Source organism: Enterovirga rhinocerotis (assembly GCF_004363955.1).
In the GTDB taxonomy this organism is placed as follows: domain Bacteria; phylum Pseudomonadota; class Alphaproteobacteria; order Rhizobiales; family Beijerinckiaceae; genus Enterovirga; species Enterovirga rhinocerotis.
Window position 1 is genome coordinate 136,870 of sequence record NZ_SNZR01000016.1, and the last position, 22,936, is coordinate 159,805.

24 protein-coding genes are annotated in these 22,936 nt (G+C 69.3%); 16 read left to right on the forward strand and 8 right to left on the reverse strand.

Features of this window, described 5'->3' with window-relative positions; translation table 11 throughout:
* Positions 1 to 120 precede the first annotated feature (120 nt).
* Positions 121 to 1,782: an adenylate/guanylate cyclase domain-containing protein gene (locus tag EV668_RS21245; protein WP_245513341.1), complete on the reverse strand. Its 1,662-nt coding sequence runs from the start codon at positions 1,780 to 1,782 to the stop codon at positions 121 to 123.
* A gap of 209 nt (positions 1,783 to 1,991) precedes the next feature.
* Here EV668_RS21245 and EV668_RS21250 point away from each other — a divergent pair, with 209 nt between their 5' ends.
* The 4 genes from EV668_RS21250 (at position 1,992) to EV668_RS21265 (ending at position 5,165) form a co-directional block, all read left to right on the forward strand.
* The gene (locus EV668_RS21250) at positions 1,992 to 2,453 is read left to right on the forward strand and encodes a DUF3859 domain-containing protein (protein ID WP_166652580.1); all 462 of its coding nucleotides are present in this window, start codon (positions 1,992 to 1,994) and stop codon (positions 2,451 to 2,453) included.
* A 51-nt stretch (positions 2,454 to 2,504) separates the two neighbouring features.
* Positions 2,505 to 3,788 carry an ArgE/DapE family deacylase gene (locus EV668_RS21255; RefSeq protein WP_133773933.1) on the forward strand — a complete coding sequence of 428 codons (1,284 nt, stop codon included), beginning with the start codon at positions 2,505 to 2,507 and terminating at the stop codon, positions 3,786 to 3,788.
* Positions 3,775 to 4,221, forward strand: a complete 447-nt coding sequence (locus EV668_RS21260) for an acyl-CoA thioesterase (RefSeq protein ID WP_133773935.1) — start codon at positions 3,775 to 3,777, stop codon at positions 4,219 to 4,221. The genes EV668_RS21255 and EV668_RS21260 overlap by 14 nt, the downstream gene beginning before the upstream one ends.
* A gap of 62 nt (positions 4,222 to 4,283) precedes the next feature.
* Positions 4,284 to 5,165: a DUF3800 domain-containing protein gene (locus tag EV668_RS21265; RefSeq protein ID WP_133773937.1), complete on the forward strand. Its 882-nt coding sequence runs from the start codon at positions 4,284 to 4,286 to the stop codon at positions 5,163 to 5,165.
* 328 nt (positions 5,166 to 5,493) lie between these two features.
* Here EV668_RS21265 and prfA read toward each other — a convergent pair whose 3' ends face one another.
* The 5 genes from prfA to EV668_RS21290 all read right to left on the reverse strand — a co-directional run bounded on the left by prfA (position 5,494) and on the right by EV668_RS21290 (position 11,173).
* Entirely contained in the window at positions 5,494 to 6,576 is a 1,083-nt protein-coding gene (gene prfA / locus EV668_RS21270; RefSeq protein WP_133773939.1) for a peptide chain release factor 1, read from the reverse strand.
* Positions 6,576 to 8,855 carry a phosphoenolpyruvate--protein phosphotransferase gene (gene ptsP, locus EV668_RS21275; protein WP_133773941.1) on the reverse strand — a complete coding sequence of 760 codons (2,280 nt, stop codon included), beginning with the start codon at positions 8,853 to 8,855 and terminating at the stop codon, positions 6,576 to 6,578. The genes prfA and ptsP overlap by 1 nt, the downstream gene beginning before the upstream one ends.
* Positions 8,856 to 9,126: 271 nt before the next feature.
* Positions 9,127 to 10,368, reverse strand: a complete 1,242-nt coding sequence (locus EV668_RS21280) for an aspartate kinase (RefSeq protein ID WP_133773943.1) — start codon at positions 10,366 to 10,368, stop codon at positions 9,127 to 9,129.
* A 155-nt stretch (positions 10,369 to 10,523) separates the two neighbouring features.
* Positions 10,524 to 10,937, reverse strand: a complete 414-nt coding sequence (locus EV668_RS21285) for a type II toxin-antitoxin system VapC family toxin (protein ID WP_133773945.1) — start codon at positions 10,935 to 10,937, stop codon at positions 10,524 to 10,526.
* Positions 10,934 to 11,173 carry a type II toxin-antitoxin system VapB family antitoxin gene (locus EV668_RS21290; RefSeq protein ID WP_166652581.1) on the reverse strand — a complete coding sequence of 80 codons (240 nt, stop codon included), beginning with the start codon at positions 11,171 to 11,173 and terminating at the stop codon, positions 10,934 to 10,936. Before EV668_RS21290 ends, EV668_RS21285 begins: the two co-directional genes overlap by 4 nt.
* Positions 11,174 to 11,294: 121 nt before the next feature.
* On the opposite strand from EV668_RS21290, the gene ubiG reads away from it, so the two are divergent.
* The 4 genes from ubiG (at position 11,295) to EV668_RS21310 (ending at position 13,622) form a co-directional block, all read left to right on the forward strand.
* The gene (gene ubiG / locus EV668_RS21295) at positions 11,295 to 12,068 is read left to right on the forward strand and encodes a bifunctional 2-polyprenyl-6-hydroxyphenol methylase/3-demethylubiquinol 3-O-methyltransferase UbiG (protein ID WP_133773949.1); all 774 of its coding nucleotides are present in this window, start codon (positions 11,295 to 11,297) and stop codon (positions 12,066 to 12,068) included.
* The gene (gene arfB, locus EV668_RS21300; RefSeq protein WP_133773951.1) at positions 12,065 to 12,490 is read left to right on the forward strand and encodes an alternative ribosome rescue aminoacyl-tRNA hydrolase ArfB; all 426 of its coding nucleotides are present in this window, start codon (positions 12,065 to 12,067) and stop codon (positions 12,488 to 12,490) included. Before ubiG ends, arfB begins: the two co-directional genes overlap by 4 nt.
* A 29-nt stretch (positions 12,491 to 12,519) precedes the next feature.
* Positions 12,520 to 13,149, forward strand: a complete 630-nt coding sequence (locus tag EV668_RS21305; RefSeq protein ID WP_133773953.1) for a glutathione S-transferase family protein — start codon at positions 12,520 to 12,522, stop codon at positions 13,147 to 13,149.
* Between the two features lie 65 nt (positions 13,150 to 13,214).
* The gene (locus EV668_RS21310; protein WP_133773955.1) at positions 13,215 to 13,622 is read left to right on the forward strand and encodes a (R)-mandelonitrile lyase; all 408 of its coding nucleotides are present in this window, start codon (positions 13,215 to 13,217) and stop codon (positions 13,620 to 13,622) included.
* Between the two features lie 38 nt (positions 13,623 to 13,660).
* On the opposite strand, the gene EV668_RS21315 is transcribed toward EV668_RS21310, so the two are convergent.
* Both EV668_RS21315 and EV668_RS21320 read right to left on the reverse strand, forming a co-directional pair.
* Positions 13,661 to 14,512 (reverse strand): DUF1194 domain-containing protein, encoded by an 852-nt coding sequence (locus EV668_RS21315; protein ID WP_133773958.1) that lies wholly within the window; start codon positions 14,510 to 14,512, stop codon positions 13,661 to 13,663.
* Between the two features lie 116 nt (positions 14,513 to 14,628).
* On the reverse strand, positions 14,629 to 15,153 hold the full coding sequence (locus EV668_RS21320; RefSeq protein WP_133773960.1) for a GcrA family cell cycle regulator: 525 nt from the start codon (positions 15,151 to 15,153) through the stop codon (positions 14,629 to 14,631).
* Between the two features lie 388 nt (positions 15,154 to 15,541).
* Between EV668_RS21320 and EV668_RS21325 the strand changes: the two genes are divergently transcribed.
* From EV668_RS21325 to EV668_RS21355, 8 genes are all read left to right on the forward strand, one after another.
* Positions 15,542 to 16,051: a sigma-70 family RNA polymerase sigma factor gene (locus tag EV668_RS21325; protein WP_133773962.1), complete on the forward strand. Its 510-nt coding sequence runs from the start codon at positions 15,542 to 15,544 to the stop codon at positions 16,049 to 16,051.
* On the forward strand, positions 16,048 to 16,863 hold the full coding sequence (locus tag EV668_RS21330) for an anti-sigma factor family protein (protein ID WP_133773964.1): 816 nt from the start codon (positions 16,048 to 16,050) through the stop codon (positions 16,861 to 16,863). Before EV668_RS21325 ends, EV668_RS21330 begins: the two co-directional genes overlap by 4 nt.
* Positions 16,864 to 16,985: 122 nt before the next feature.
* Complete coding sequence (locus tag EV668_RS21335; protein ID WP_133773966.1) at positions 16,986 to 18,188, forward strand: aspartate aminotransferase family protein; 1,203 nt, start codon at positions 16,986 to 16,988, stop codon at positions 18,186 to 18,188.
* The gene (gene argF, locus EV668_RS21340; protein ID WP_133773968.1) at positions 18,185 to 19,171 is read left to right on the forward strand and encodes an ornithine carbamoyltransferase; all 987 of its coding nucleotides are present in this window, start codon (positions 18,185 to 18,187) and stop codon (positions 19,169 to 19,171) included. The genes EV668_RS21335 and argF overlap by 4 nt, the downstream gene beginning before the upstream one ends.
* On the forward strand, positions 19,168 to 20,178 hold the full coding sequence (locus EV668_RS21345; protein ID WP_133773970.1) for an Hsp33 family molecular chaperone: 1,011 nt from the start codon (positions 19,168 to 19,170) through the stop codon (positions 20,176 to 20,178). Before argF ends, EV668_RS21345 begins: the two co-directional genes overlap by 4 nt.
* A 27-nt stretch (positions 20,179 to 20,205) precedes the next feature.
* Complete coding sequence (locus EV668_RS24930; protein WP_166652582.1) at positions 20,206 to 20,361, forward strand: hypothetical protein; 156 nt, start codon at positions 20,206 to 20,208, stop codon at positions 20,359 to 20,361.
* A gap of 153 nt (positions 20,362 to 20,514) precedes the next feature.
* Positions 20,515 to 21,888: an MBOAT family O-acyltransferase gene (locus EV668_RS21350; RefSeq protein ID WP_133773972.1), complete on the forward strand. Its 1,374-nt coding sequence runs from the start codon at positions 20,515 to 20,517 to the stop codon at positions 21,886 to 21,888.
* On the forward strand, positions 21,854 to 22,888 hold the full coding sequence (locus tag EV668_RS21355; protein ID WP_133773974.1) for a hypothetical protein: 1,035 nt from the start codon (positions 21,854 to 21,856) through the stop codon (positions 22,886 to 22,888). The genes EV668_RS21350 and EV668_RS21355 overlap by 35 nt, the downstream gene beginning before the upstream one ends.
* The last annotated feature ends 48 nt before the right edge of the window (positions 22,889 to 22,936 follow it).

Sequence of the window (22,936 nt, forward strand, 5' to 3'; positions counted from 1 at the left end):
CGGCCCCGGGGCGCCGATGCGCCGACGGCGACGCCGTGACGGTTTCCTCCCGCGCTTTTTTGACGATGCGCGGCGAGACGACCTTTTCCGCCACGCCGCCCCATGTCCAGAGCTTTGCGCTCAATCCCCGCCTGCAGCGGCCATCGCCTCCCGCGCGACGACCCTGATCCAGAGCCGGCCGGAGCGGCCTTCGATCTCGACCTCCTCCTGCGGCAGGTCGGTCTGCCGGCCGGCCGCCTTGAAAACGGCATCGGAGACGAGCGCCTCGACGCCGAAGCGCTTCGTCAGGCCCTGGAGGCGCGAGGCGACGTTCACCGGATCGCCGATCGCGGTGAAGACCGCGCCGCCATAGCGCCGATCGCCGATCTCGCCGAGCACGGCCGTGCCTGCATGCAGCCCGATGCCGTAGCGGATCGGCTCGTCGAGATTGGGCGCGAGCGTGGTGTTCAAGGCGTCGATCGCGGCACCGATCCGGTCGAGCGCGGCAAGGCTCTGCCGCGCGGCCCCCTCGCGGTCTCCTGCGAGCCCGAACAGGACCATGACGCCATCGCCCAGATACTGGTTCGGCGAGCCGCCCTCGGCCGCGACGGCGCCTCCGACCGCTTCGAGGAAGCGGTTGATGACGAAGATCGTGTCGAAGGGCAGATGGCGCTCGGCGAAGCGTGTCGAGCCGCGCATGTCGATGAACATGGCGACGATGAAGCGCTCCTCGCCGAACCCGCCCGGCACCTGCGCTCCCCGCTGGCCATGGGGTCGCTCGCTGCCGACCAGGGGCGCCACGGTCAGCGAGGCGGCCGGGCGGAGCTGGCAGGCGAGGCGGACATCCTCGCCGGCCCCGATCCGATCGAGCACCGCCCGCTCGGCCGCGCTCGCCGGATGAAGGCGATTCGCGCCCTCGACGACTCGGATCCGGCAGGTCGAGCAGCGTCCCTTGCCGCCGCAGACGGCGGTGTGCGGGATGCCGCTCAGCCGGCTGGCCTCGAGCACCGAGGTGCCGGCCGGAACGCGGATCCGGCGGCCGTCCGGATAGGTGATCGCGATCAGCCCGCGGCGCGCCGCGAGCCACGACCGCAGGACCCGCGCCAGCAGCGCCGCGACGATCAGCCCGGGATAGGCCAGCAGCAGATGGTCGGAATATCGGCCGAGTTCGGCGCTTTCGGCTTCGGTTCCGACACGCCCCGGCGTCAGGTTGGCCTCTCGCCAGGCCGGGTCCTCGGCGAGGCGCAGGATCTCGCGTCCGCCCTGCAGGATGCCGAGAAGCGCGAGGATCGGGATCAGCAAGGCCAGACAGAGCAGCCAGGGGGCGAAGCGAGGATAGGCCGGCTTGGAGCGAAGCCAGAAATGCAGGCCGAGGCAGCCATGGCCCCAGACCATGAGGAGGAGGAGGGTCTGGCGGATCCCGGCCTCAGGCGCGGCGACGAAGAAGGCGTAGAGGATCTGGGGATAGCCCTTCTCCGTGCCGTACAACTCGAAGGCGAGGCGCGTCGCCACGATGTGCTGCAGCAGGATGAAGGGGATCGACAGGCCGAGCAGGATCTGCGCCGCTTCGGCCGGGCGGTACCGGAAGGGGCGCCGGGCATAGAGAGCGTACAGCCCGAGACCGAGATGGGTCAGGAAGGCGCCGTAGAGCAGGATTTTTCCCGGCAGGCTGAACAGGACGATGCCGGCCCAGTCGAGCCCCCTCTCCATCGCCGCCACGGAGATGTTGCCCAGGGCATGGTTGAGGAGATGCGCCAGCACATAGGCGAAGAGCGCGAGGCCGCTGGCCAAGCGGGCGCCCACCACGGTAAGCCTCCACCGGGAGGCGCGAGGGCCTTGGCCGGACGAAGGTCTCGATGCGAAAGATTCGGCCATCGCCCAGCGCTGTAGAGGTGCCGCTGCCCTGCCATCGGCGCCCCCGGAAGGAAAGTCCCCTGAGACGATACGCGATCATCGCCGCTGCCGCGATCCCGGCCATCGCGTGGGCCGCGGGCGCGCCCGCCAGGGCCGAGGTGACGGCCGAGATCGTCGATTGGGGCGTCGTGAGCGGGGAGCGCAAGGCTCCGGCGCCCGAGACCGGCGATCGCGGCCTCAGCGGCGCCCGCCCGATGCGCAACGTGCGCTACGAGGAACGGACCGATCGGATCGTGGCGAAGCTCTGCCGCTCCTTCGGCATCACCGTGACGCTGTCGGCCCCGACGCCCCGCCAGATGCCGAGGCGCGTCGAGGTGCGCGTCGCCCATCCGACGATGACGCGCGCGGACGGCGCGGCGAGCAGCGAGCACCGCTTCTCGAGCCATGTGATCGACGGCGAGACCCATATCGGCTTCGGTTTCGACCACGATTACGAGTTGCAGCCCGGCGCGTGGTCGATCTCGGTGCATGCGCGCGGCACCGAAATCGCGCGCAAGGCCTTCACGGTCGTCCTTCCGCCGCCCGGCGCGCCGCGCTCGGAATGCGGCGAGGTGTCCTGATCGTTCTGGATCCGAGCCAGCTTTTCTTGTCCTCCCAGGAGTCCTTGTCCCATGCCTCTCGATCCCGCTCTCGCGGAGCGTATCGCCGCCTCCGTCGAGGAAGGCTTTGACCAGCAGGTCGCCTTCACCCAGGGCCTGATCCGCTTCCCCTCTACGCGCGGGCAGGAGCACGCGATCCAGGACCACCTCTTCCGCGAGTTCCGGGCGCGCGGGCTCGCGATGGAGCGGTTCGAGATGGACCGCGACGCGCTCGCGCGCCATCCGGGGGCCGGCTCCTGGTCGGAGGAGCATTCGGAAGCCCCGATCGTGGTCGGCATCCACCGTCCCAAGCAGGAGACCGGCCGCTCGCTCATCCTGCAATCGCATGTGGACGTCGTGCCGGCCGGCCCCGCCGACATGTGGAGCGCGCCGCCCTTCGACCCCGTGATCCGGGGCGACTGGCTCTACGGCCGCGGCGGCGCCGACATGAAGGCGGGCGCGGGCGCCAATCTCTTCGCGCTCGACGCGCTGCGGCGCATCGGCTTCCAGCCGGCGGCGACCGTGACGGTCCAATCGGTCGTCGAGGAGGAATCGACCGGGGACGGCGCGCTGATGACGCATCTGCGCGGCTACAAGGCCGATGCGGTGCTGATCCCCGAGCCCGAGGACGAGAAGCTCGTCCGTGCCAATACCGGCGTCCTCTGGTTCGAGGTCGAGGTCCGCGGCGTGCCGGTCCATGTCCGCGAGATGGGCACGGGCGCGAACGCGATCGACGCCGCCTACCGGATCGTCGGAGCCCTGCGCGAGATCGAGGCCCGCTGGAACGCCGACAAGGCCGGCCGCCCGCATTTCGAGGGCGAGGAACACCCGATCAACCTGAACATCGGCAAGATCGAGGGCGGCGACTGGGCCTCGTCGGTGCCCTCCTGGTGCCGGCTCTCCTGCCGCGTCTCGATCTATCCGGGCACGAGCGCGGCCGAGGCGAGCCGCGAGATCGAGGCCGCCATCGCCGCCTTCTCGCGCGCCGACCCCTTCCTCGCCAACAACCCGCCGCGCGTCGCCTTCAACGGCTTCCGGGCCGAGGGCTATGTGCTCGACGAAGGCTCAGAGGCCGAGGCCGTGCTCGGGCGCGCCCACGAGCGCGCGACCGGCGACGCGCTGCAGAGCTTCATGACGGCGGGCTATCTCGATACCCGCGTCCATGCCCTCTACGACCGCGTGCCGGCCCTGTGCTACGGCCCGATCAGCCGAAACATCCACGGGATCGACGAATGCGTGAGCCTGGCCTCCCTCAAGCGGATCACGACGACGATGGCGCTCTTCATTGCGGAATGGTGCGACCTTGAGCCGGTCTGAGGTCGATCTCGCCGCGCTCGAGGCCGATCCGCGCGTGACCTGGACGGAGGACGTCCTCCGGTTCCGGGACACGGATGCGAACGGCCACGTCAACAACGCCGTCTTCTCGACCTTCTGCGAGAGCGGGCGGGTGCAGGTGCTGCACGAGGTGCTGAAGGAGGGCCGCGAGGCGAACACCTTCTACGTCATCGTGCGCCTCGTCCTCGAGTTCAGGGCCGAGCTGCACTATCCGGGCCGGGCCCGGGCCGCGACCTGGCTCGTCGCCGCCGGGCGGACCTCCATGACCTTCCGGCAGGCGCTGTTCGACGACTCGGGCCAAGTCTTCGCGACGGCCGAATCGGTGGTCGTCTACATGGACACCCCGACCCGCCGCCCCAAGCCCATGGGCGAGGTCCTGCATGCGCAGGTGACGTCTCTCGTCCGGGAGGAGTGAGGCCGGCAAGGATACGGATTATCTGGTTGACTCTGAGTTGAAGCTTTTGCTTTGCTAGTCGAATGTCTGACTCTAAGCTGGAGCAGCCCTATCGATATGTAGCCTATATCGACGAGTCCGGCGATGACGGGCTCAGAAAGATATGGCCGCTGGACTCGGAGGGCGCCTCCGAGTGGCTTGTGCTTTCAGCCGTGGTAGTTCGGGCAGAGCGGGAACGTGACGTTCTCGCCTGGGTAAAAGAAATAAAAGAAGAGATACGGCACCGGCAGACACCAGATCTGCATTTTTCAAGACTCAGCGACGACAGCAAACGTCTTGCGGTGTGTCAGCAAATAGCAAAACGCGATGTTAGGTGCTTTGCTGTTGTTTCAAATAAGAAAAATATGCGAGGATATGCAAACCCTAGGGCAGCGAAAGTTCCGGCACGCAACTGGTTCTATTGCTGGATGTGTCGGCTACTTTTGGAGCGTGTAACATCATTTTGTGGACATCGTAATAAGATTGAAAAAACGCCTCTCAGCAAGCTCAAGTTCGAGTTTTCTGAGCGAGGAGGCATGTCCTACAGCCAGTTCCGTGCTTATCTTGAGTGGATAAAGCTGCAAAGCAAGTCAGATAATTTATATCTTTCGAGAGGAGATCTAGATTGGTCTGTCGTCGATACGACGCTAGTCGAGTCGTATAATCATCGTTTGCGCGCAGGACTACAACTGGCCGATGCTGTTGCAAGCGCTTTTTACCAGGCAATCGACGTCCGATCCAATGGGACGTGTAAGCCCGAGTTCGCCAAAGCCCTGCGTCCTAGGATGTGGCAAGGCGACGACGGCCAGATCGCAGAGCGCGGTCTGAAAGCCATGCCATCTCCGCTTTGGAGAGCGCGTCTTTTGCCTCAGCAAAAAGATATCTTCTCGTTCTACGGCTACGCCCCAGAGCAGATAGGGCGGTAGGCCCCTGGACCTGTGTACCGGCGGCTCGTAGCGCAACCATCCAGCGGGTTGGCGTCCATCCGGCTGCCGCTTGCGCGACCAGGCGCTCCAGCGTTGCCTACCTCTTATGAGACTAGCAGAGTTTGCGATAAACTCAAGATTCGTTTCTAATAATCAATAGGTTACCCTAAGACGTTGATCGAGAATCGCTTTTCCAGGCGTGCCCCACACAAGCGAGCGCTGCGGCAGGTGATAACCTTCCGTCTCCTCCCGCTCGACACTCGTTGCGTTTGCAGCTTCACGTGGGGACAGGAAACGGCCAGAGAAGCTGAAACAACACGGCTGAAACTCAGTTCAGGCCTTCGGCCGCCAGCAGCGCGGCCTGGTGATCCGCAATCAGCGGATCGACCACCTCGTCGAGCCCGGTCCCGGCCAGGACCTCGTCGAGCTTGTAGAGGGTCAGGTTGATGCGGTGATCCGTCACCCGCCCCTGCGGGAAGTTGTAGGTGCGGATGCGCTCGGACCGGTCGCCCGAGCCGACCTGCGAGCGCCGGTCGGCGGCGCGGGCCGAATCCTTGGCGGTGCGCTCCTGGTCGTAGAGCCGCGAGCGCAGCAGCGCCATGGCGCGGGCCCGGTTCTTGTGCTGCGAGCGCTCGTCCTGGACGAAGACGACGATCCCGGTCGGGATATGCGTGATGCGGATCGCGGATTCGGTCTTGTTGACGTGCTGCCCGCCCGCGCCCTGGGCGCGCATGGTGTCGATCTTGAGATCGGCGTCGCTCACGACGACGTCGACCTCCTCGGCCTCGGGCAGGACGGCGACGGTGGCGGCCGAGGTATGGATCCGGCCGGACGCCTCCGTATCGGGCACGCGCTGCACCCGGTGCACGCCGGATTCGAATTTCAGCTTGGCGAAGACGCCGCGGCCCTCGACCGAGGCGATGAGTTCCTTGAGGCCGCCGACCGTGCCCTCGCTCTGCGAGAGGATCTCGACGCGCCAGCCCTTCTGCTCGGCGTAGCGCGCATACATCCGGAAGAGGTCGCCCGCGAACAAAGCCGCCTCGTCGCCGCCCGTGCCGGCCCGGATTTCGAGGATCGCGCTCTTCTCGTCGGCGGCGTCCTTCGGCAGCAGCATCAGGTTCAGCGCCGACGCCGCGTCTTCGAGAGCGGCCTCGGATGGCGGCCGCTCCTCCATCGCGAGCGCGCGCATCTCGTTATCGAGCGAGGGCTCCGCGAGCATCGCGTCGATGCCCTTCAGCTCGTCCTCGGCAGTCCGGTAGGCCCGGATCGCCTCGACGACCGGATCGAGTTCGGCGAGCTCGCGCGAGGTCGCGACGAAGACCTCCGGTTCCGGCCCGCCGTTCAGCGTGGCGGTCAGGATGGCGTGGCGGGCGAGGATGGCGTCGAGCTTGTCGGCCGGAGGGGCGGGCATCAGATGGGGATCTGGTTCTGTTCGGCGAAGGCGAGAAGGGCCGGACGCAGGGTCTCGACGTGATCGTGGCCGGGTGCGACGGCGTCGAGCGAGCGGTCGAGGAACTCCGTCAGCGGACGCGTGTCGAGCGCGAGCAGCATCGCCTTCACCGGCCCGACCGAGGCCGCGGACATCGAGAGCCGGCGGAAGCCGAGGCCGATCAGCGTCATCGCCTCCAGCGGACGCCCCGCCATCTCGCCGCAGACCGTGACCGGGCAATCGGCGGCGCCGGCCCATTGCGCGATCCGGCGCAGGGCGCGCAGGGCAGCCGGACTGAGGTTGTCGAAGCGGCCTGAGACGAGCTTGTTGCCCCGGTCGGCGGCGAACAGGAACTGCATCAGGTCGTTCGAGCCGATCGAGAGGAAATCGGCCGCGCGGGCGATCTCGTCCATTTCGAACAGCAGCGAGGGCACCTCGACCATCGCGCCCATCGAGACCTGGGTCGGACGGGGGCTGCCCTGACGGGCGAGATAGTCGAGCTCGCCCTCGACCAGCGCCTTGGCGCGGCGGAACTCGGCCGAGGTCGCCACCATCGGGAACATCAGGCGCAGATGGCGGCCGGCGGCGGCCTTCAGGAGGGCCCTCGCCTGGATGCGCAGGAGCGCGGGGCGATCGAGCGCGATGCGGATGGCGCGCCAGCCCAGCGCCGGGTTCTCCTCCTCGACGCGCGGCATGTAGGGCAGCAGCTTGTCGCCGCCGATATCGAGCGTGCGGAACGTCACCGGACGATCGCCCATGCTGGCGAAGACGTCGGCATAGAGCGCCTGCTGGTCCTTCGCCGAGGGCATGCGCTCGGCGATCATGAACTGGAGCTCCGTCCGGAACAGGCCGACCCCGTCCGCCCCGGTCTCGCCGAGATGCGGCAGATCGACGAGGAGACCGGCATTGAGCAGGAGCGAGACGGAGACGCCGTCGATGCTCCGGGAGGGCTTGTCGCGCAGCAGCCGATATTGCGCCTGGCGCCGCGCGCGCAGCCGCGCCTTCACGGCATAGGAGGATTCGATATCCGCCGGCGGGCGGATCTGGACCTCGCCGGCATCGCCGTCGACGATGATGGCGTCGCCGGCCTCGACGAGCGAGGTCACGTTCTCGACGGCGCTGACGACGGGGATGGCGAGCGCGCGCGCGACGATGGCGATGTGGCTCGTCTCGCCGCCCTCCTCCAGAACGAGGCCGCGCAGGCGGCTGCGGTCGTAGTCGAGGAGAGCCGCCGGCCCCATCGCGCGGGCGACGAGAACCGCATTGTCGGGCAGGGCGTCCTGCTTCTCCACCATGTCGCGGCCGACGAGCCGGCGCAGCAGGCGGTTGGTCAGGTCCTCGAGATCGTGCAGCCGCTCGCGCAGATAGGGATCGGTCGAGCGCATGAGGCGGGCGCGGCTGTCCGATTGGACCCGCTCGACCGCCGCCTCGGCGGTGATCCCGGTGCGGATCGCCTCGCGCATCCGCCGCAGCCAGCCCTGGTCGTTGGCGAACATGCGGAAGGTTTCGAGCACGTCGCGGTGGTCGCCTTGGTGGGCGATGTCGCCGCGCTCCAGCATCTCGTCGATCGAGGAGCGCACGGCGGCGATCGCGGCTTCGAGCCGGGCGAGTTCGGAATCGACGTCCGAGGCGATGATGTTGCGCACCACGACGCGCGGCTCGTGCAGCACGACATGGCCGAGCCCCAGCCCGTCCGCGAGCGCGACCCCGCGGCAATGGAGCGGGCGGCGCGCGGCGGTCTCCGTCCCCGGCTCGCCGAGGCCGGTGAGTTCGCCCGAGGCGATCAGCTCCGCCAGCACCATGGCCGTCGTCTGGAGAGCCTCGATCTCCTCCTCGGTATAGACGCGGTAGGTGCGGTTCTGGACGACGAGGACGCCGAGCGTGTTGCCCGCGCGCAGGACCGGCACGCCCATGAAGCCGTGATAGATCTCCTCGCCCGTCTCCGGCTTGTAGGAGAAGGCGGGATGGTTCTGCGCGTCGGACAAGGCGAGCGGCTCGGCGCTCTCTCCGATCAGGCCGACGAGGCCCTCGCCCAGGCGCAGCTTGGTCTGGTGGACGGCCTCGCGGTTGAGACCCTCGGTCGCGTAGAGCTCGAGCGTCTCGTCCGCCCGCATCACGTAGAGCGAGCACACCTCCGAGACCATGTTGGCCGCGATGAGGATGACGATCCGGTCCAGGCGTGCCTGTGCCGGCACCGGCTCCGCCATGATCTCGCGGAGGCGGCGCAAGAGGATACGCGGTCCGCCCGGAGCGCTTGGCATCGTCCCTTCCCGCAACGAAGGCAGCCGCAGCATCATTGCAGCAAGTCCGGAATTGCGCCGGGACTCAGGCCTTGTCGAGGTCGTATAACGAGTGCGCGCGCGCGGGTGCAAGGTCCGTGGCAGACGCCACGCCGCGCTCGCTGTCCCGATCCGTCATGCCCGATCCTCTCAGCCCCGCGCCCGGCATCGATCGTCGCCGGCCGCTCCTCGCCGCGCGACTGCGGCGTCGGCCGATGAACAGAGCATGAATTCCGGGCGGCTGCCGGCCGCGTCAGGCCTCTTTGTCGAGGCCGTACAGGGAGTGCAGCGTGCGGACCGCGAGTTCCGTATAGGCGGAATCGATCAGGACCGAGAACTTGATCTCGGAGGTTGTGATCGCCCGGATGTTGATGCCCTTCTCGGCGAGGGCGGCGAAGGCCCGCGAGGCGACGCCCGCATGGCTGCGCATGCCGACGCCGATGGCGGAGACCTTCACGACGTCGGTCGCCCCCTCGATCTCCTGGGCGCCGATCGCGTCCTTGTGGCTGTCGAGGATGGCGCGGGAGCGCTCGTAATCGGCGGTGGGCACCGTGAAGGTGATGTCCGTGGTCGCCTTGTCGTCGGACACGACCTGGATGATCATGTCGACATTGACGTTCGCCTCGGCGAGCGGGCCGAAGATGGCGGCGGCGACGCCGGGCTTGTCGGCGACGCGCCGGAGCGTGATCTGGGCCTCGTCGCGCGAGAAGGCGATGCCCGTGACGACGGGGTTTTCCACGATATCCTCCTCGTCGCAGATCAGCGTGCCGGGATTGGGGTTGTCGGGATCGTCGAAGGACGAGCGCACATAGGTCGGCACCCGGTGCACCATGGCGAGCTCGACCGAGCGCACCTGCAGCACCTTGGCACCGAGGGAGGCCATTTCGAGCATCTCCTCGAAGGCCACCTTGTCGAGGCGCTGGGCCTTCGGCACGATGCGGGGATCGGTCGTGTAGACGCCGTCGACGTCGGTATAGATGTCGCAGCGCTCGGCCCCGAGCGCGGCGGCGAGCGCGACGGCGCTGGTATCGGAGCCGCCGCGGCCGAGCGTCGTGATGCGGCCGGTCTCGGGATGGACGCCCTGGAAGCCGGCGACCACCGCGACCTCGCGGGCCGCCTCGAAGCGCTCGCCGATCCGCGTGCCGCCGATCGCCGTGATCCGGGCCGAGCCGTGGCCGCTCGTCGTCTCGACCGGCACCTGCCAGCCCTGCCAGGACCGGGCCGGGAGGCCCATCCGGCGGAGCGCGACGGCGAGGAGGCCGGAGGTCACCTGTTCGCCGGAGGCGACGACGGCATCGTATTCGGCGGGATCGTAGAGCGGATCGCTCTCCTTCACCCAGCCGACGAGTTCGTTCGTCTTGCCCGACATGGCCGAGACCACCACGGCGACGTCGTAGCCGGCCCGCACCTCGCGGGCGACGTGGCGGGCGACGTTGGCGATGCGCTCGACATTGGCCACCGAGGTGCCACCGAATTTCATCACGAGACGGGGCATGGCGGCGACGCGGGAGCTCCAAGGCAGAGGGATGAGGAAGCCGGCGGGACCGCCAGCCTGGAAGCGGGCCTATACAGAGGCGGCCGGGGAATGCCAACGGGCTCCCCCGCCTCTCGGCAAGGCTGCCATGCGGGGAAGGAGGCCGCCCGCCCGCTTCAGCCCGCGGCGAGGTCCGTCCGGGAGAAGTCGTCGCCCTTGTAGAGCAGGCTCGCCCCGAGATGCTTTGCCGTGGCGTAGGAGAAGCAGTCGCCGAGATTGAGGATGCCTGGCCGGCCTGCACCGAGGCCGTAGCGCTCCGCCGCCCTCACGGCGAGCATCGTGATGGTCATATCCGGTGCAACCGGGTCCACGTGCGCCTCGGTCAGAAAGGCGTCGACGGCTTCGAAGCCGGCGTCGCGGTCGCAGCGCCAGATCCTCGCGACGGCGCAGGCCGTTTCCCAAATCGACACCGTCGAGACGAAGCGGGCGGCGAGGATCGGCGGAACGCCGTCCAACCTCCGGGACAGCTCGCGCCCTTCCGGCTCGCCGGCCATGATCGCCACGATCGCCGAGGCGTCGACGACGATCACGATTCGCCGCTGAGTTCGTCGTAGAAGGCGCGATCGGCCGGAAGACCCGTGCGGCCCATCTTCTCGAGCCGCTCCCGCAGCGGCGCGAGCTTCTCCCACAGGCTCGGCTCGGCCGCCTCGCGATCGGCCATCTCCTGCAGGGCGCGGCGGATGATCTCGGTGACGCCTGTGCCGTGGCGGCGGGCGAGATCGCGGGCGAGCGCCTCGACCGCCTCGTTCTTGATGCTGAGCCCCATGGCGGCCCCCATTCTAGAATGACCCATCCGGCTTTCTAGAAAGTAGGCCTTCGCCCCGCTGGCGGCAAGCGGATCCTCCGGGTAAGATCGCGGGCCTGCGGGCATCAGACAGGGGCTTTCGGTGTCATCATCCGGTCGAGGCGCGCCGCGCCGCGCCTCCACCCTCGTGAGCGGGGAGGTCGACAAGTTCGACCGCCTCGCGCAGGACTGGTGGGATCCGGCCGGGCCGATGCGGCCGCTGCACCGGATCAATCCGGTTCGGCTCGCCTATATCCGCGAGGAGGTCTGCCGCCATTTCGGGCGGGAGGATCGCGCCGCCTTTCCGCTCGAGGGGTTGTCGGTGCTCGATGTGGGCTGCGGCGCCGGGCTGCTGTCGGAGCCAGCCGCGCGGCTCGGCGGCGCCGTCACCGGCCTCGATCCCGCGCCGGGCATGATCGAGGCCGCCCGCCGCCATGCCGCGGAATCCGGCCTCGCCGTCACCTACCGCGCCGATACCGTCGAGACCCTGGCGGCCGAAGGCGCCTCGTTCGACCTCGTCATCGCGATGGAGGTCGTCGAGCACGTCGCCGACGTCGATCTTTTCGTGGGCTCCTGCGCCGCCGTGCTCAAGCCGGGCGGCCTCCTGCTGCTGGCCACGATCAACCGGACCTTGCGCGCCTTCGCCCTCGCCATCGTCGGGGCGGAATACGTGCTGCGCTGGCTGCCCAAGGGCACGCATGACTGGGAGCGCTTCGTGACGCCCGAGGAGCTGCGCCGCTCCTGCGAGGCGGCCGGGCTCGCCGGCTATGCGACGCGGGGCATGGTCTTCGATCCGCTGGACCGGGACTGGCGGCTCTCGCGCGACACGGCGGTCAACTACCTCGCCCGCGCGGCGAAGCCCGGCTCCGCCGCATGATCCGCGTCACCTCGCGCCTCGCCCTCGACGAGAGCGAGATCGAGGAGAGTTTCGTGCGGGCCTCCGGGCCGGGCGGGCAGAACGTGAACAAGGTCTCGACCGCCGTCGAGCTGCGCTTCGACGCAGCCGGCTCGCCGAACCTCACCGAGGCCGTCCGCGCGCGGCTGCGGGTCCTGGCGGGGCGTCGGATGACGCGGGACGGCGTCATCGTCATCGACGCGCAGCGCTTCCGCACGCGCGAATTGAACCGGGCCGATGCGCTCGAGCGGCTCGTCGACCTCATCCGCGCCGCGACCGTCGTGCCCAAGGTGCGGCGGCCGACCCGGCCGACCCTCGCCTCGAAGGAGCGGCGCCTCGAAGGCAAGGAGCGTCGCAGCCGTGTCAAAGGTCTGCGTCAGTCGAAACCCGACCGGCACGACTGATCGTCGTGCCCCTCCGCGAAGGAACACGCATGAGCCAGCCCCTCACGCTCTACACCAACCCCCAGTCGCGCGGGCGCATCGCACGCTGGATGCTGGAGGAGGTCGGCCGCCCCTACGAGACGGTCCTGCTCGATTACGGGACGACGATGAAGGCGCCCGACTACCTCGCGATCAACCCGATGGGGAAGGTTCCGGCGATCCGGCACGGCGAGACGGTCGTCACGGAAGCGGCGGCGATCTGCGCCTATCTCGCCGATGCCTGCCCCGAGGCGGGGCTTGCGCCACCTGCCGGCGATCCGGCGCGGGGCCCCTATTACCGCTGGATGTTCTTCATCGCGGGGCCGCTCGAAGCCGCCGTCACCAACAAGGCTCTGGGTTTCGTCGTGCCGCCCGGCCGCGAGATGATGGCCGGCTACGGCAGCTTCGAGGACGTTCTGAACGCGCTCGAAGGGATGCTGTCGGCGACCGATTACATCGCCGGGGGCCGGTTCTCCGCGGCGGACCTCTATGTCGGCTCGTCGCTCAATTTCGGCATGACGTTCGGCGTCGTCGAGAAGCGGCCGGCTTTCGAACGGTACTGGGCGCGGCTGGCGGAACGCCCGGCCCTGACGCGCGCCAATGCCATCGACGACGCGCTTCTGACGCCCAAGGCGGATTGAGCCGTCCCGAAGGCAGCTTGCCGCCCCCCGGCCCGGCCGCTACCAGAGCGCCCAGGAGGACACCCATGGATATTACCGCAGCCCATCAGAAGCCGAGCCGCCGGGCCAATTCGGACTGGTTCACCGGCACCGTCTGGCAGGATCCGATCGTCGACGCCCCGGCCCCCGCCCGCGTGCGCTCGGCCCGCGTCGCCTTCGAGCCCGGCGCCCGCACGAACTGGCACACCCATCCCCTCGGCCAGACGCTCTACATCGTCCACGGCATCGGCCATGTTCAGACGGAAGGCGGACCGGTCCAGGTCGTCCGCGCCGGCGACACGGTCTTCATTCCCCCGAACGAGAAGCATTGGCACGGGGCCACGCCGACCCACGGCATGGTTCATATCGCCATCCACGAATTCGACGGCGAGAAGCACGTCACCTGGATGGAGCCGGTGACGGACGCCGATTACGCGGTCGCGCCCACGGCCTGACCCCGGGCGCGGGCTCTAAGGTATTGTTGCAGCATGCTTTAATTCCCCATCCGCTCGCGCCACTGCATCTCGCCGATCAGGCAATTGACCGGCGCCCCCTGCCGCTGGACGGGAACGACGAGGCCGCCGCCCTGCTCGGGCGGCGCGCGTCCCGGCGACGGTAGCGCCGCCACCTCCATGATGATCTTCGTCTTCACCGCCGCGACGAATTGCTCGCGGCTGCGCACCGGCACGAGGAACGAACCCGGGCCGCCGATGACGCAGGCGCGATAATAGGCGTCCAGATCGGCGAGGTCGAAGACGCCGCCTTCCTTGAGCATGATGGGCAGGCCGTTGACCGTGATGCCGCGCTCGACCGCGTCGTCGCGGGCGGCGGTGACGGGGCGGCCCGCATTGTTGGGTCCGTCGCCCGAGATGTCGATCACCTGGCGGGAGGCCTGAAGCTCGCTCGCGGCCAGCAGCTTGGCCGAGAACTCGATCGCGCCGGAGATCGAGGTCCGCGAGGCGCGCCGGGTCGGCTTCTGGGACAGGCTGGCCGCGAAGGCCGTCGCGGCCGCGGCCCCGTCGATCACCGTCCAGGGCAGGACGACCTGCTGGTCCTGCGCTCCGGCCCATTCGACATAGACGACGCCGATCCGGCCGATCGTCCCGCGCCGGATCGCGGCATGGACCTCCGGCGAGCGGAAGGCCTGGATGAAGCCCTCGCGCTGGAGAAGCTGCTCGTCGGGATCCATCGAATAGGAAATGTCGACCGCGATCACGAGCGCGAGGTCGACCTCGGTCTGGGCGCGCGCCGGGGCTAGGGCGGCGAGGCAGAATTCGAGGCTCGCCGCGAGGCTGGTGGCGATCAGCGCGGAGCGCGTCCAGGAACCCGTCGAGGAGCGTCGCATGCGGAGCCTCCCTGGTCCCGATAGCCGGGACCCCGAGCCTCCTCCTCACGCAAGTTTTGCGCAAGAGGCATCCGCAAGAGGGCATCCGCGCCGCCGGCGCGGATGTCCCCACAGCGTCAGGCGCGCAGGCGCTTGCGCTCCGCGGCAGGCTGATAGGCGATGCGGCAATGCGCCTCGCAATAGGGCAGGCCCGTCACGGAGCGGCCGCCGCAGAAGCCGAAATCGGCGCTCGTCGGATCGCCGAGCGGCCAGCGGCAGGTCGTCTCCCGAAGTTCCATGATCGAGATGCGCTCGGAGACCGGGATCGCCGGCTCGGCCGCCGGGACCACGGCGGCAGGCGGCAGCACGAGCACGGTCGCGCTGGCGGGCTCGGGTGGCGGGGCCTCGGGGGTGCGGGGCCGCAATTCCTGGACGGGGCCGGGCGCCGAGGGCGCACGGGGCTTCGCCGCACGGGGCGCGGGAGGCTGGCTGCCCTTCGTCCGGCCGGAGAGGCCGAGCCGATGAACCTTGCCGATCACCGCGTTGCGGGTGACGCCGCCGCCGAGCGCCGCCGCGATCTGGCTCGCGCTCAGACCCTCGCTCCACAACTTGCCCAGGAGCTCGACGCGTTCATCCGTCCAGCCCGTTACCGCATCCGACATCCAGTCGCCTCCTCGCCACCTCCCCCTCGGAATCCGTCATGCCGCAGACGAACAGGACGTTCGGCCACGCTGAGCGAACTCGCGATGGAGGTCGGGGTCGCCGGACGAAATCCTCGTGTCCGACGACCGGAATCTAGCGTTACCGTTGACTCCGGCGCAAGAGTCTCGCGAATCAGGCACCGATTAATCCCCAGCGTTTGCCTCTGCGCATGGCTCCGCCGCGATTTCAGGGCCGGAATAAGGCAGCCTGGAACAGCGTCTGTCATCGAGGCGTGCAGAAGCGGAAGCGTGCTCATGGATCGGTCCCGAGACGGAAGGGCAGGCCTGACGGCCCGTGGCCGCGCATGCGCAGGGCTCCGGCCCGCCCGCCGGCAGGCGTGACCGGCGCATGGACGAGATCGCCGGCCTGATCGAGCCGCATGTTCCGGCGCTTCGGCGCTATGCCTGGGCGCTGCTGCGCGACGAGGCGGGCGCGGACGACCTCGTGCAGGACTGTCTCGAGCGCTCGCTGTCGCGCTGGCATCTGCGGCGTGACGGGGGCGATCTGCGGGCTTGGCTCTTCACGATCCTGCACAATCTCTTCATCGACGGCATGCGCCGCCGCCGGCGCGAGGGGCTGCGGGTCGATATCGACGAGATCGTCGATCTGGCCGCGCCGGCACAGGAGCCGGAGAGCCGGCTCGTCGTGCGGGACGTCCTCGATGCGGTCGAGTCGCTTCCCGCCGACCAGCGGGCGGTGCTGCTTCTCGTCTGCGTGGAGGACCTGTCCTACGAGGCGGCCGCGCGGGTTCTCGGCGTGCCGATCGGCACGGTCATGTCGCGCCTCAGCCGGGCGCGCGAACGGTTGCGGCGCCTCGTGACGGCACCGCCTCCGCCCGTTCTCAGGAGGGTGAAATGAACCGGTCCGACCTGCCGGTCGGCGAGGACGATCTCACGGCCCATGTCGACGGCCGGCTGCCGCCCGAGCGCTGGGACGCGGTGGCGACCTATCTGCGGGCCAATCCCGAGACGGAGGAGCGGCTCGCCCTCGACCGCTCGCTGCGCGATGCGCTGCGGGAGCGGTTGCGCTCGAAGGCGGAGGAGCCCGTTCCGGCTCGGCTGCGGGTCGCCCTGATGCGCGCCGACCGGCGCCGCTCGTGGCGGCAGACCCTGGCCTATGCGGCAGCCGCCTCCATGTTCCTGGCGGTTGGGGCGGCCGGCGGCTGGTTCGCGCGGGATTTCACGGGCGGGCCGCGCCCGACGGCGGGCCGTGCCTGGGCGGGGCTCGCACGCGACGCGCTCTCGGCCCACCGCACCTTCTCGGTCGAGATCACGCATCCGGTCGAGGTGAAGGCCTCCGAGGAGGAGCATCTGAGCCGGTGGCTGTCGAAGCGACTGAAGCGTCGTCTCGTGATCCCCGACCTGTCCGACCAGTTCGGGCTCGAACTCGTCGGCGGGCGGCTGCTGCCGGCGGGGCCGGACGTCGCCGCGCTCCTGATGTATGCCGATGGCAGCGGCAACCGGCTCACGCTCTATGTCCGCTGCGGCGAGACGGGGCAGACGGCGCTCAACTTCATGCGCGAGGGCGAGGTCTCGACCTTTGCCTGGATCGATGACGGGGTCGGCTACGTCGTCGCCGCCGCCATGGATCGCGAGCGCCTGCAGAAGGTCGCGCGGGCGGTTTCGCAGGAATTCGACATGGAAGCGGTCAGGAGCCGAAGGGCCCTGTAGCGTGCTGTCACGGAACGTTCATTGACAAGAGGCCGTGCGACAATAGATTCGAGCTTGGTGCCGCCGTCAGGGCGGCGCTTTCATTTTGGACCGGCCCGGCCGGTCCGACCGGAGACGCTCTCGTGACCTCCTCGCTGCTGCCCGTCTATGCGCGTGCACCCCTCACCTTCGAAAAGGGAGAAGGCGCCTGGCTCGTCGCGACGGATGGCCGACGCTATCTCGATTTCGGCTCCGGCATCGCCGTCAACGCGCTCGGCCACGCCCATCCGCAGCTGATGGCGGCCCTGCACGACCAGGCGGCCAAGGTCTGGCACATCTCGAACCTGTACCAGAACCCGGTCGCCGAGGCGCTGGCGAAGAAGCTGACGGACGCGACCTTCGCCGATCTCGTCTTCTTCACGAATTCCGGCGCCGAGGCCCTCGAGGCCTCGATCAAGATGGCGCGGAAATACCAGGCGGTGAACGGCCGTCCGGAGCGCAACCGCATCGTCACCTTCGAGGGCGCCTTCCACGGCCGCACGCTCGCGACCATCGCGGCGGGCGGTCAGCGCAAGTACATGGAGGGCTTCGGCCCCGACATGCCCGGCTTCGACCAGGTGCCCTTCGGCGACGAAGCCGCGCTCAAGGCCGCGATCGGGCCCGAGACGGCCGCGATCCTGCTCGAGCCGGTCCAGGGCGAGGGCGGCATCCGTCCGGTCCCGCCCGAGACGCTGCGCCGGATCCGCCAGCTCTGCGATGAGAACGGGCTGCTCCTCATCCTCGACGAGGTCCAGACCGGCGTCGGCCGCACCGGCAAGCTGTTCGCGCATGAATGGGCCGGCATCCAGCCGGACATCATGGCGATCGCCAAGGGCATCGGCGGCGGCTTCCCGCTCGGCGCCTGCCTCGCGACCGCAGAGGCCGGCAAGGGCATGGTTCCGGGCACCCACGGCTCGACCTTCGGCGGCAATCCGCTCGCGGCGGCCGTCGGCAACGCCGTCATGGATGTCGTGACGGGCGAGGGCTTCCTCGAGCGCATCCAGCAGGTCGCCCTGCTCCTCAAGCAGCGCCTCGCCGAGATCAAGGACCGTCACCCGGCCGTGATCGCCGAGCTGCGCGGGGAGGGCCTGATGGTCGGCCTCAAGCTGCACGCGCCCAACGGCGAACTCGTCCGCGCGGCCCAGGAGGAAGGCCTCCTTCTGATCGCCGCGGGCGACAACGTCGTGCGGCTCCTGCCGCCGCTCGTCATCACCGACGAGGACGTGGCGGAGGCGGTCGGCCGGCTCGATCGCGCCTGCGCGACGATGGAGGCCGGCATGAAGCCTGCTATGCGGGGGGCGGCATGACGGCACCTCTCCCCGCCCCCCGGCATTTCCTCGACATCGCCGATTTCTCGGGCACCGAACTTCGGCATCTTCTGGACATCAGCGCCGCCCTCAAGGCGCGCCGCGTGCGCGGGCGCGTTCCTGCCGAGACGCCGCTCGCGGGGAAGATGCTGGCGATGGTGTTCGACAAGCCGTCGACCCGCACCCGCGTCTCCTTCGACGTCGCCATGCGCGAACTCGGCGGCGAGACGCTCATGCTGACCGGCGCCGAGATGCAGCTCGGCCGCGGCGAGACCATCGCCGACACCGCCCGCGTGCTGTCGCGCTATGTCGACGCGATCATGATCCGCATCCTCGAGGCGGACATGCTGGCCGAACTCGCCGCCCACGCGACGGTACCCGTCATCAACGGCCTGACCAAGGTCTCCCATCCCTGCCAGATCATGGCCGACATCCTCACCTTCGAGGAGCATAAGGGGCCGATCACGGGGCGGACGATCGCCTGGACGGGCGATGCGAACAACGTCCTCGCCTCCTGGGTGGAGGCCGCGGCGCGGCTCGATTTCAGGATCCGCGTCGCGACCCCGGCCGAGCTCGCGCCGGGCGAGGAGCTTCTCGCCTGGGCCGAGCGCGAAGGTGCGGATCTCGTCGTCGGCCGCGATCCCTTCGAGGCGGTGGCGGAAGCCGACGCGATCGTCACGGATTGCTGGGTGTCGATGGGCGATGCGGACGAGAGCCGCCGCCACAACCTGCTGGCGCCCTATCAGGTCAACCAGCGCCTGATGGCCGCGTCGGATCGCGATCCGATCTTCATGCATTGCCTGCCCGCCCATCGCGGCGAGGAGGTGACGGACGAGGTCATGGACGGGCCGCGTTCGGTTGTCTTCGACGAGGCGGAGAACCGCCTGCACGCCCAGAAAGGCATCCTGGCCTGGTGCCTCGACGGCAGCGGCGGCGCGGCGGGCGTCGCGCCGGCGAACGACGCAGCCGGCCGGGCCGCATGAGCGGCGAACGGCTCGAAGGCCGTCTCGAGGGGCACGACGACATCGTCCTGCCCTTCGCTGTCGAGGCGCTGGACATCCGGGGCCGGGCCGTGCGGCTCGGCTCCTCCGTCGACACGATCCTCGCGCGCCATCGCTATCCCGACGCCGTCGCCCGCGCCATCGGCGAAGCGGCCGTCCTCGCCGCCATTCTCGGCTCCTCGCTCAAGCTCGAAGGGCGCTTCCAGCTCCAGACCAAGTCGGACGGCGCGATCGAGATGCTCGTCGTCGATTTCGACGCACCCGACCGCATCCGCGCCTATGCGCGCTTCGACGAGGAGCGTCTCGCCGCGCTCGGCGAGCATCCGCGCACGGCCGACCTCCTCGGCCACGGCATCCTCGCGATGACGATCGACCAGGGCACGGCGGCGAGCCGCTACCAGGGCGTCGTTGCCCTCGAAGGCCAGGGGCTGGAAGAGGCGGCGCACCAGTATTTCCGGCAATCGGAACAGATCCCGACCCGCGTCCGCCTGGCCGTCGCCGAGGAATTTGCCGAGGGAAGGCGGCGCTACCGGGCCGGCGGCCTGATGGTGCAGTTCCTGCCGGCCGCGTCCGAGCGCGCCCGCACCGCCGATCTCCATCCCGGCGACGTGCCGCCGGGCCTCGAGGCCGACGTCTCGGAGGAGCCGCGCGAGGACGATGCCTGGCAGGAGGCCCAGGCCCTGGTGGGCACGGTCGAGGACCACGAGCTGATCGATCCCCAGGTCTCGAGCGAGCGTCTACTCTACCGCCTGTTCCACGAGCGCGGCGTGCGGGTCTTCGACGAGCAGCCCCTCCGCGAGGCCTGCCGCTGCTCGCGCGAGCGCATCCTCGCCATGATGCGGAACTTCTCCGCGACGGACCGCCGCGACATGGTGGGCGACGACGGCCGCATCGGCATCACCTGCGAATTCTGCTCGCGCCACTACGATCTCGATCCGGCCGAGGTCGAGGCCGAGATCGGCGCGGAAGGTCAGCCCGGACCGGGGTGAACCGGCGACCGCCGGGTCGCTGCGGGAGTGGCGACATCAGCTCGGCCCGAAGCCCGGCTGAGGCTCGGCTCGCTCCTCGCCGAGATCGGCCGCGAGGCGCGGCTGACGGACGCGGACTGGGCGGCCTTCGATGCGGCCACGGCACGCGACCGGACGCCCGACGAGCCGATCGCCTTCGAGTGACGATCATCCTCGATACGAATGTCGTCTCGGAGGGCCGCCGGCTGACATCGCGCACGCGATCCGGACCCGGTGCGGCCATCTGAGGGGCACCGTCGCGGGCCCATGACCTTGCGGGAGGACGCCGCTTCGCGTTAGGCGACCGGCGGTTCACCGATGCTCTTCAACTCCTTCCCGTTCCTTTTCGCCTTCCTGCCGACGGCCTTCGTGCTGCATTGGCTGGTCGAGCGCTTCCGGCCGTCCTGGCGGGTGGGCGTCCTCGTCCTCCTGTCGCTCGTCTTCTACGGCTACTGGGACTGGCGGCTGCTGCCGCTCCTCGTGATCTCGATCGGGCTGAACTGGCTCGTCGCGGAGCTGTTCCACAAATCGCCGCGCGGCGCGCTCATCGCCGGCGCGATCGTCGTCAACCTGATCGTCCTCGCGATCTTCAAATACGCCGTCTTCACGGTCGAGGCGCTGAACCTGCTGCCGGGGATCGACCTCGCCAGGCCCTCGATCGCCCTGCCGCTCGGCATCTCGTTCTTCACCTTCCACCACATCATGTATCTGACGGACCTGAAGGCCGGCCGCGCGCCGCGTTTCGGGTTCCTCGACTACGCCTTCTACATCTCGTTCTTCCCGCAGGTCCTCGCCGGCCCCCTCGTCCGCTGGTCGGAGGTGATGCACCAGCTCGGCGAGCGGCCCTATCTGCGGCCGGATGCCGCCGAGCGCATCGGGCGAGGGCTGATGCTCCTCGTCATCGGCCTGTCGAAGAAGGTCTTCGTCGGCGACCCGCTGGCGGATTACGTGAACCCCGTCTTCGCCGCCGCGGCGGCCGGCAAGGCGATCACGGTGGCGGAGGCCTGGCAGGCGACGCTCGGCTTCACCTTCCAGATCTATTTCGACTTCTCCGGCTATACCGACATGGCGCTGGGGCTCGCGCTCCTGTTCGGGATCGTGCTGCCGCAGAATTTCGACACGCCCTACCGCGCGACCTCCCTGCAGGATTTCTGGCGGCGCTGGCACATGACGCTGTCGCGGTTCCTGCGCGACTACCTCTACGTCGCGATGGGCGGCAACCGGCACGGCCTTTCCGTCCAGCTCCTCGCGCTCTTCGCGACCATGGCCCTCGGCGGGCTCTGGCACGGCGCCGGCTGGACCTTCGTCGCCTGGGGCGTCGCGCATGGGATCGGGCTCGGGATCGGCGTCCTGTGGCGGCGGGCGGGCCTGCCGATGCCGGTGCTCCTCGGCTGGGCGCTGACCTTCCTGTTCGTCGTCCTGACCTGGGTCCTGTTCCGGGCCGAGACCTTCGACGTCGCGGTGACGATCTTCAAGGCGCTGTTCGGCTTCGCGGAGATGGGCGGCGGCTTCAAATGGCGCTCGATCGTGCTGGCGGCGGCCATCGCCATGATCGGCCCCACCGCCTGGGCCTTCGTGCACCGGCTGCCGCCCTGGCGCTCCATCGCGATCGCCTTCGCGGTCGTGTTCGTGATCGTGCTGTTCAAGATCGGCGACGATGCGAATTACGAGTTCATCTATTTCCAGTTCTGACGGCCCCGGCCCGGCGGCCTGGGCGTCGTTCGTCGGGACGCTGCTCTGCGGCGCCCTCGTTCTCTTCGTCGCGCTCTTCGGCTTCGTCGTCGCGTCCGATCCCTACGATACCGGCCGCCTCGCGCTCGTGCGCACGCCCGGCGTGCCGGCTCAGGGGCCGCGCACGGCCAATGCCAGCCGGGCGCGCGATCCCGCCTTCCAGGGCGCCGTCTTCGGCAATTCGCACATCCAGCTCGTCTCGCCCGAGCGGCTCGGCGCCGCGACGGGCATCCCCTTCGTCTCGCTGATCGTGCCCGGGACCGGCGCGCGCGAGACGCTTCATCTCCTCGATTACGCCCGGCGCCGGCATTCGGCCCCGCTCCGCGCCGTCGTCATCGGCATCGACGCGGCCTGGTGCCGGCCGGAGGCCGATCCGCCGCTCGACCATCCCTTCCCGTTCTGGCTCTACGAGGACAGCCTGGCGCTCTATCTGCGGGGCCTCCTGCGCAGCCAGAGCATCGACGATGCCGTCAAGCGCGCGCGCTACGCGGCCGGCCTCTCGAAGGCCCGCCGCGCCCGGCCGGACGGCTACTGGGACTACGATTCGGGCCTCGTCTGGTCGGATGCCGTCCAGGGCGCCGCCATCCGGGCTGCGCGGCCGGCGACGGCCCCGAACGAGACGGGCGTGTTTCCGGCCCTCGACGAACTCGGCGCGGCGCTCGGGCGGATGCCGCCCACGACCGCCGTCATCCTCGTCCGGCCGCCGGTCTTCGTGGCCTCGCTGCCGCCGCCGGGGTCGGACCTCGCCCGCTCGGACGCGGCCTGCCGCGACGCGCTCCGGCGAATCGCCTCGGCGCGGCCGCGGACGCGCGTGGTCGATTGGCTCGTCGACCGCCCCGAAATCCGCATCCCGCAGAATTTCATCGACCCGACGCATTATCGCGGCGATATCGCGCGTGCGCTCGAAACAGACATCGAAACGTCGCTTCGGGGCCTCGAAACGGCTGCCGGGACGCGGTGATCGCGTGTTTCCCGCAGGCTTTGGGCAGGTTGCACAACTTTCGACCCA

What these genes read in the sequence shown, in the direction of transcription:
- EV668_RS21255 (WP_133773933.1), top strand. Translation starts at nt 2,505, where the DNA reads ATGCCTCTCGATCCCGCTCTCGCGGAGCGTATCGCCGCCTCCGTCGAG.
- EV668_RS21265 (WP_133773937.1), top strand. Translation starts at nt 4,284, where the DNA reads ATGTCTGACTCTAAGCTGGAGCAGCCCTATCGATATGTAGCCTATATC.
- prfA (WP_133773939.1), bottom strand. Translation starts at nt 6,576, where the DNA reads ATGCCCGCCCCTCCGGCCGACAAGCTCGACGCCATCCTCGCCCGCCAC.
- ptsP (WP_133773941.1), bottom strand. Translation starts at nt 8,855, where the DNA reads ATGCCAAGCGCTCCGGGCGGACCGCGTATCCTCTTGCGCCGCCTCCGC.
- EV668_RS21280 (WP_133773943.1), bottom strand. Translation starts at nt 10,368, where the DNA reads ATGCCCCGTCTCGTGATGAAATTCGGTGGCACCTCGGTGGCCAATGTC.
- EV668_RS21290 (WP_166652581.1), bottom strand. Translation starts at nt 11,173, where the DNA reads ATGGGGCTCAGCATCAAGAACGAGGCGGTCGAGGCGCTCGCCCGCGAT.
- arfB (WP_133773951.1), top strand. Translation starts at nt 12,065, where the DNA reads ATGATCCGCGTCACCTCGCGCCTCGCCCTCGACGAGAGCGAGATCGAG.
- EV668_RS21305 (WP_133773953.1), top strand. Translation starts at nt 12,520, where the DNA reads ATGAGCCAGCCCCTCACGCTCTACACCAACCCCCAGTCGCGCGGGCGC.
- EV668_RS21310 (WP_133773955.1), top strand. Translation starts at nt 13,215, where the DNA reads ATGGATATTACCGCAGCCCATCAGAAGCCGAGCCGCCGGGCCAATTCG.
- EV668_RS21315 (WP_133773958.1), bottom strand. Translation starts at nt 14,512, where the DNA reads ATGCGACGCTCCTCGACGGGTTCCTGGACGCGCTCCGCGCTGATCGCC.
- EV668_RS21320 (WP_133773960.1), bottom strand. Translation starts at nt 15,153, where the DNA reads ATGTCGGATGCGGTAACGGGCTGGACGGATGAACGCGTCGAGCTCCTG.
- EV668_RS21325 (WP_133773962.1), top strand. Translation starts at nt 15,542, where the DNA reads ATGGACGAGATCGCCGGCCTGATCGAGCCGCATGTTCCGGCGCTTCGG.
- EV668_RS21330 (WP_133773964.1), top strand. Translation starts at nt 16,048, where the DNA reads ATGAACCGGTCCGACCTGCCGGTCGGCGAGGACGATCTCACGGCCCAT.
- argF (WP_133773968.1), top strand. Translation starts at nt 18,185, where the DNA reads ATGACGGCACCTCTCCCCGCCCCCCGGCATTTCCTCGACATCGCCGAT.
- EV668_RS21345 (WP_133773970.1), top strand. Translation starts at nt 19,168, where the DNA reads ATGAGCGGCGAACGGCTCGAAGGCCGTCTCGAGGGGCACGACGACATC.
- EV668_RS21350 (WP_133773972.1), top strand. Translation starts at nt 20,515, where the DNA reads ATGCTCTTCAACTCCTTCCCGTTCCTTTTCGCCTTCCTGCCGACGGCC.
- EV668_RS21355 (WP_133773974.1), top strand. Translation starts at nt 21,854, where the DNA reads ATGCGAATTACGAGTTCATCTATTTCCAGTTCTGACGGCCCCGGCCCG.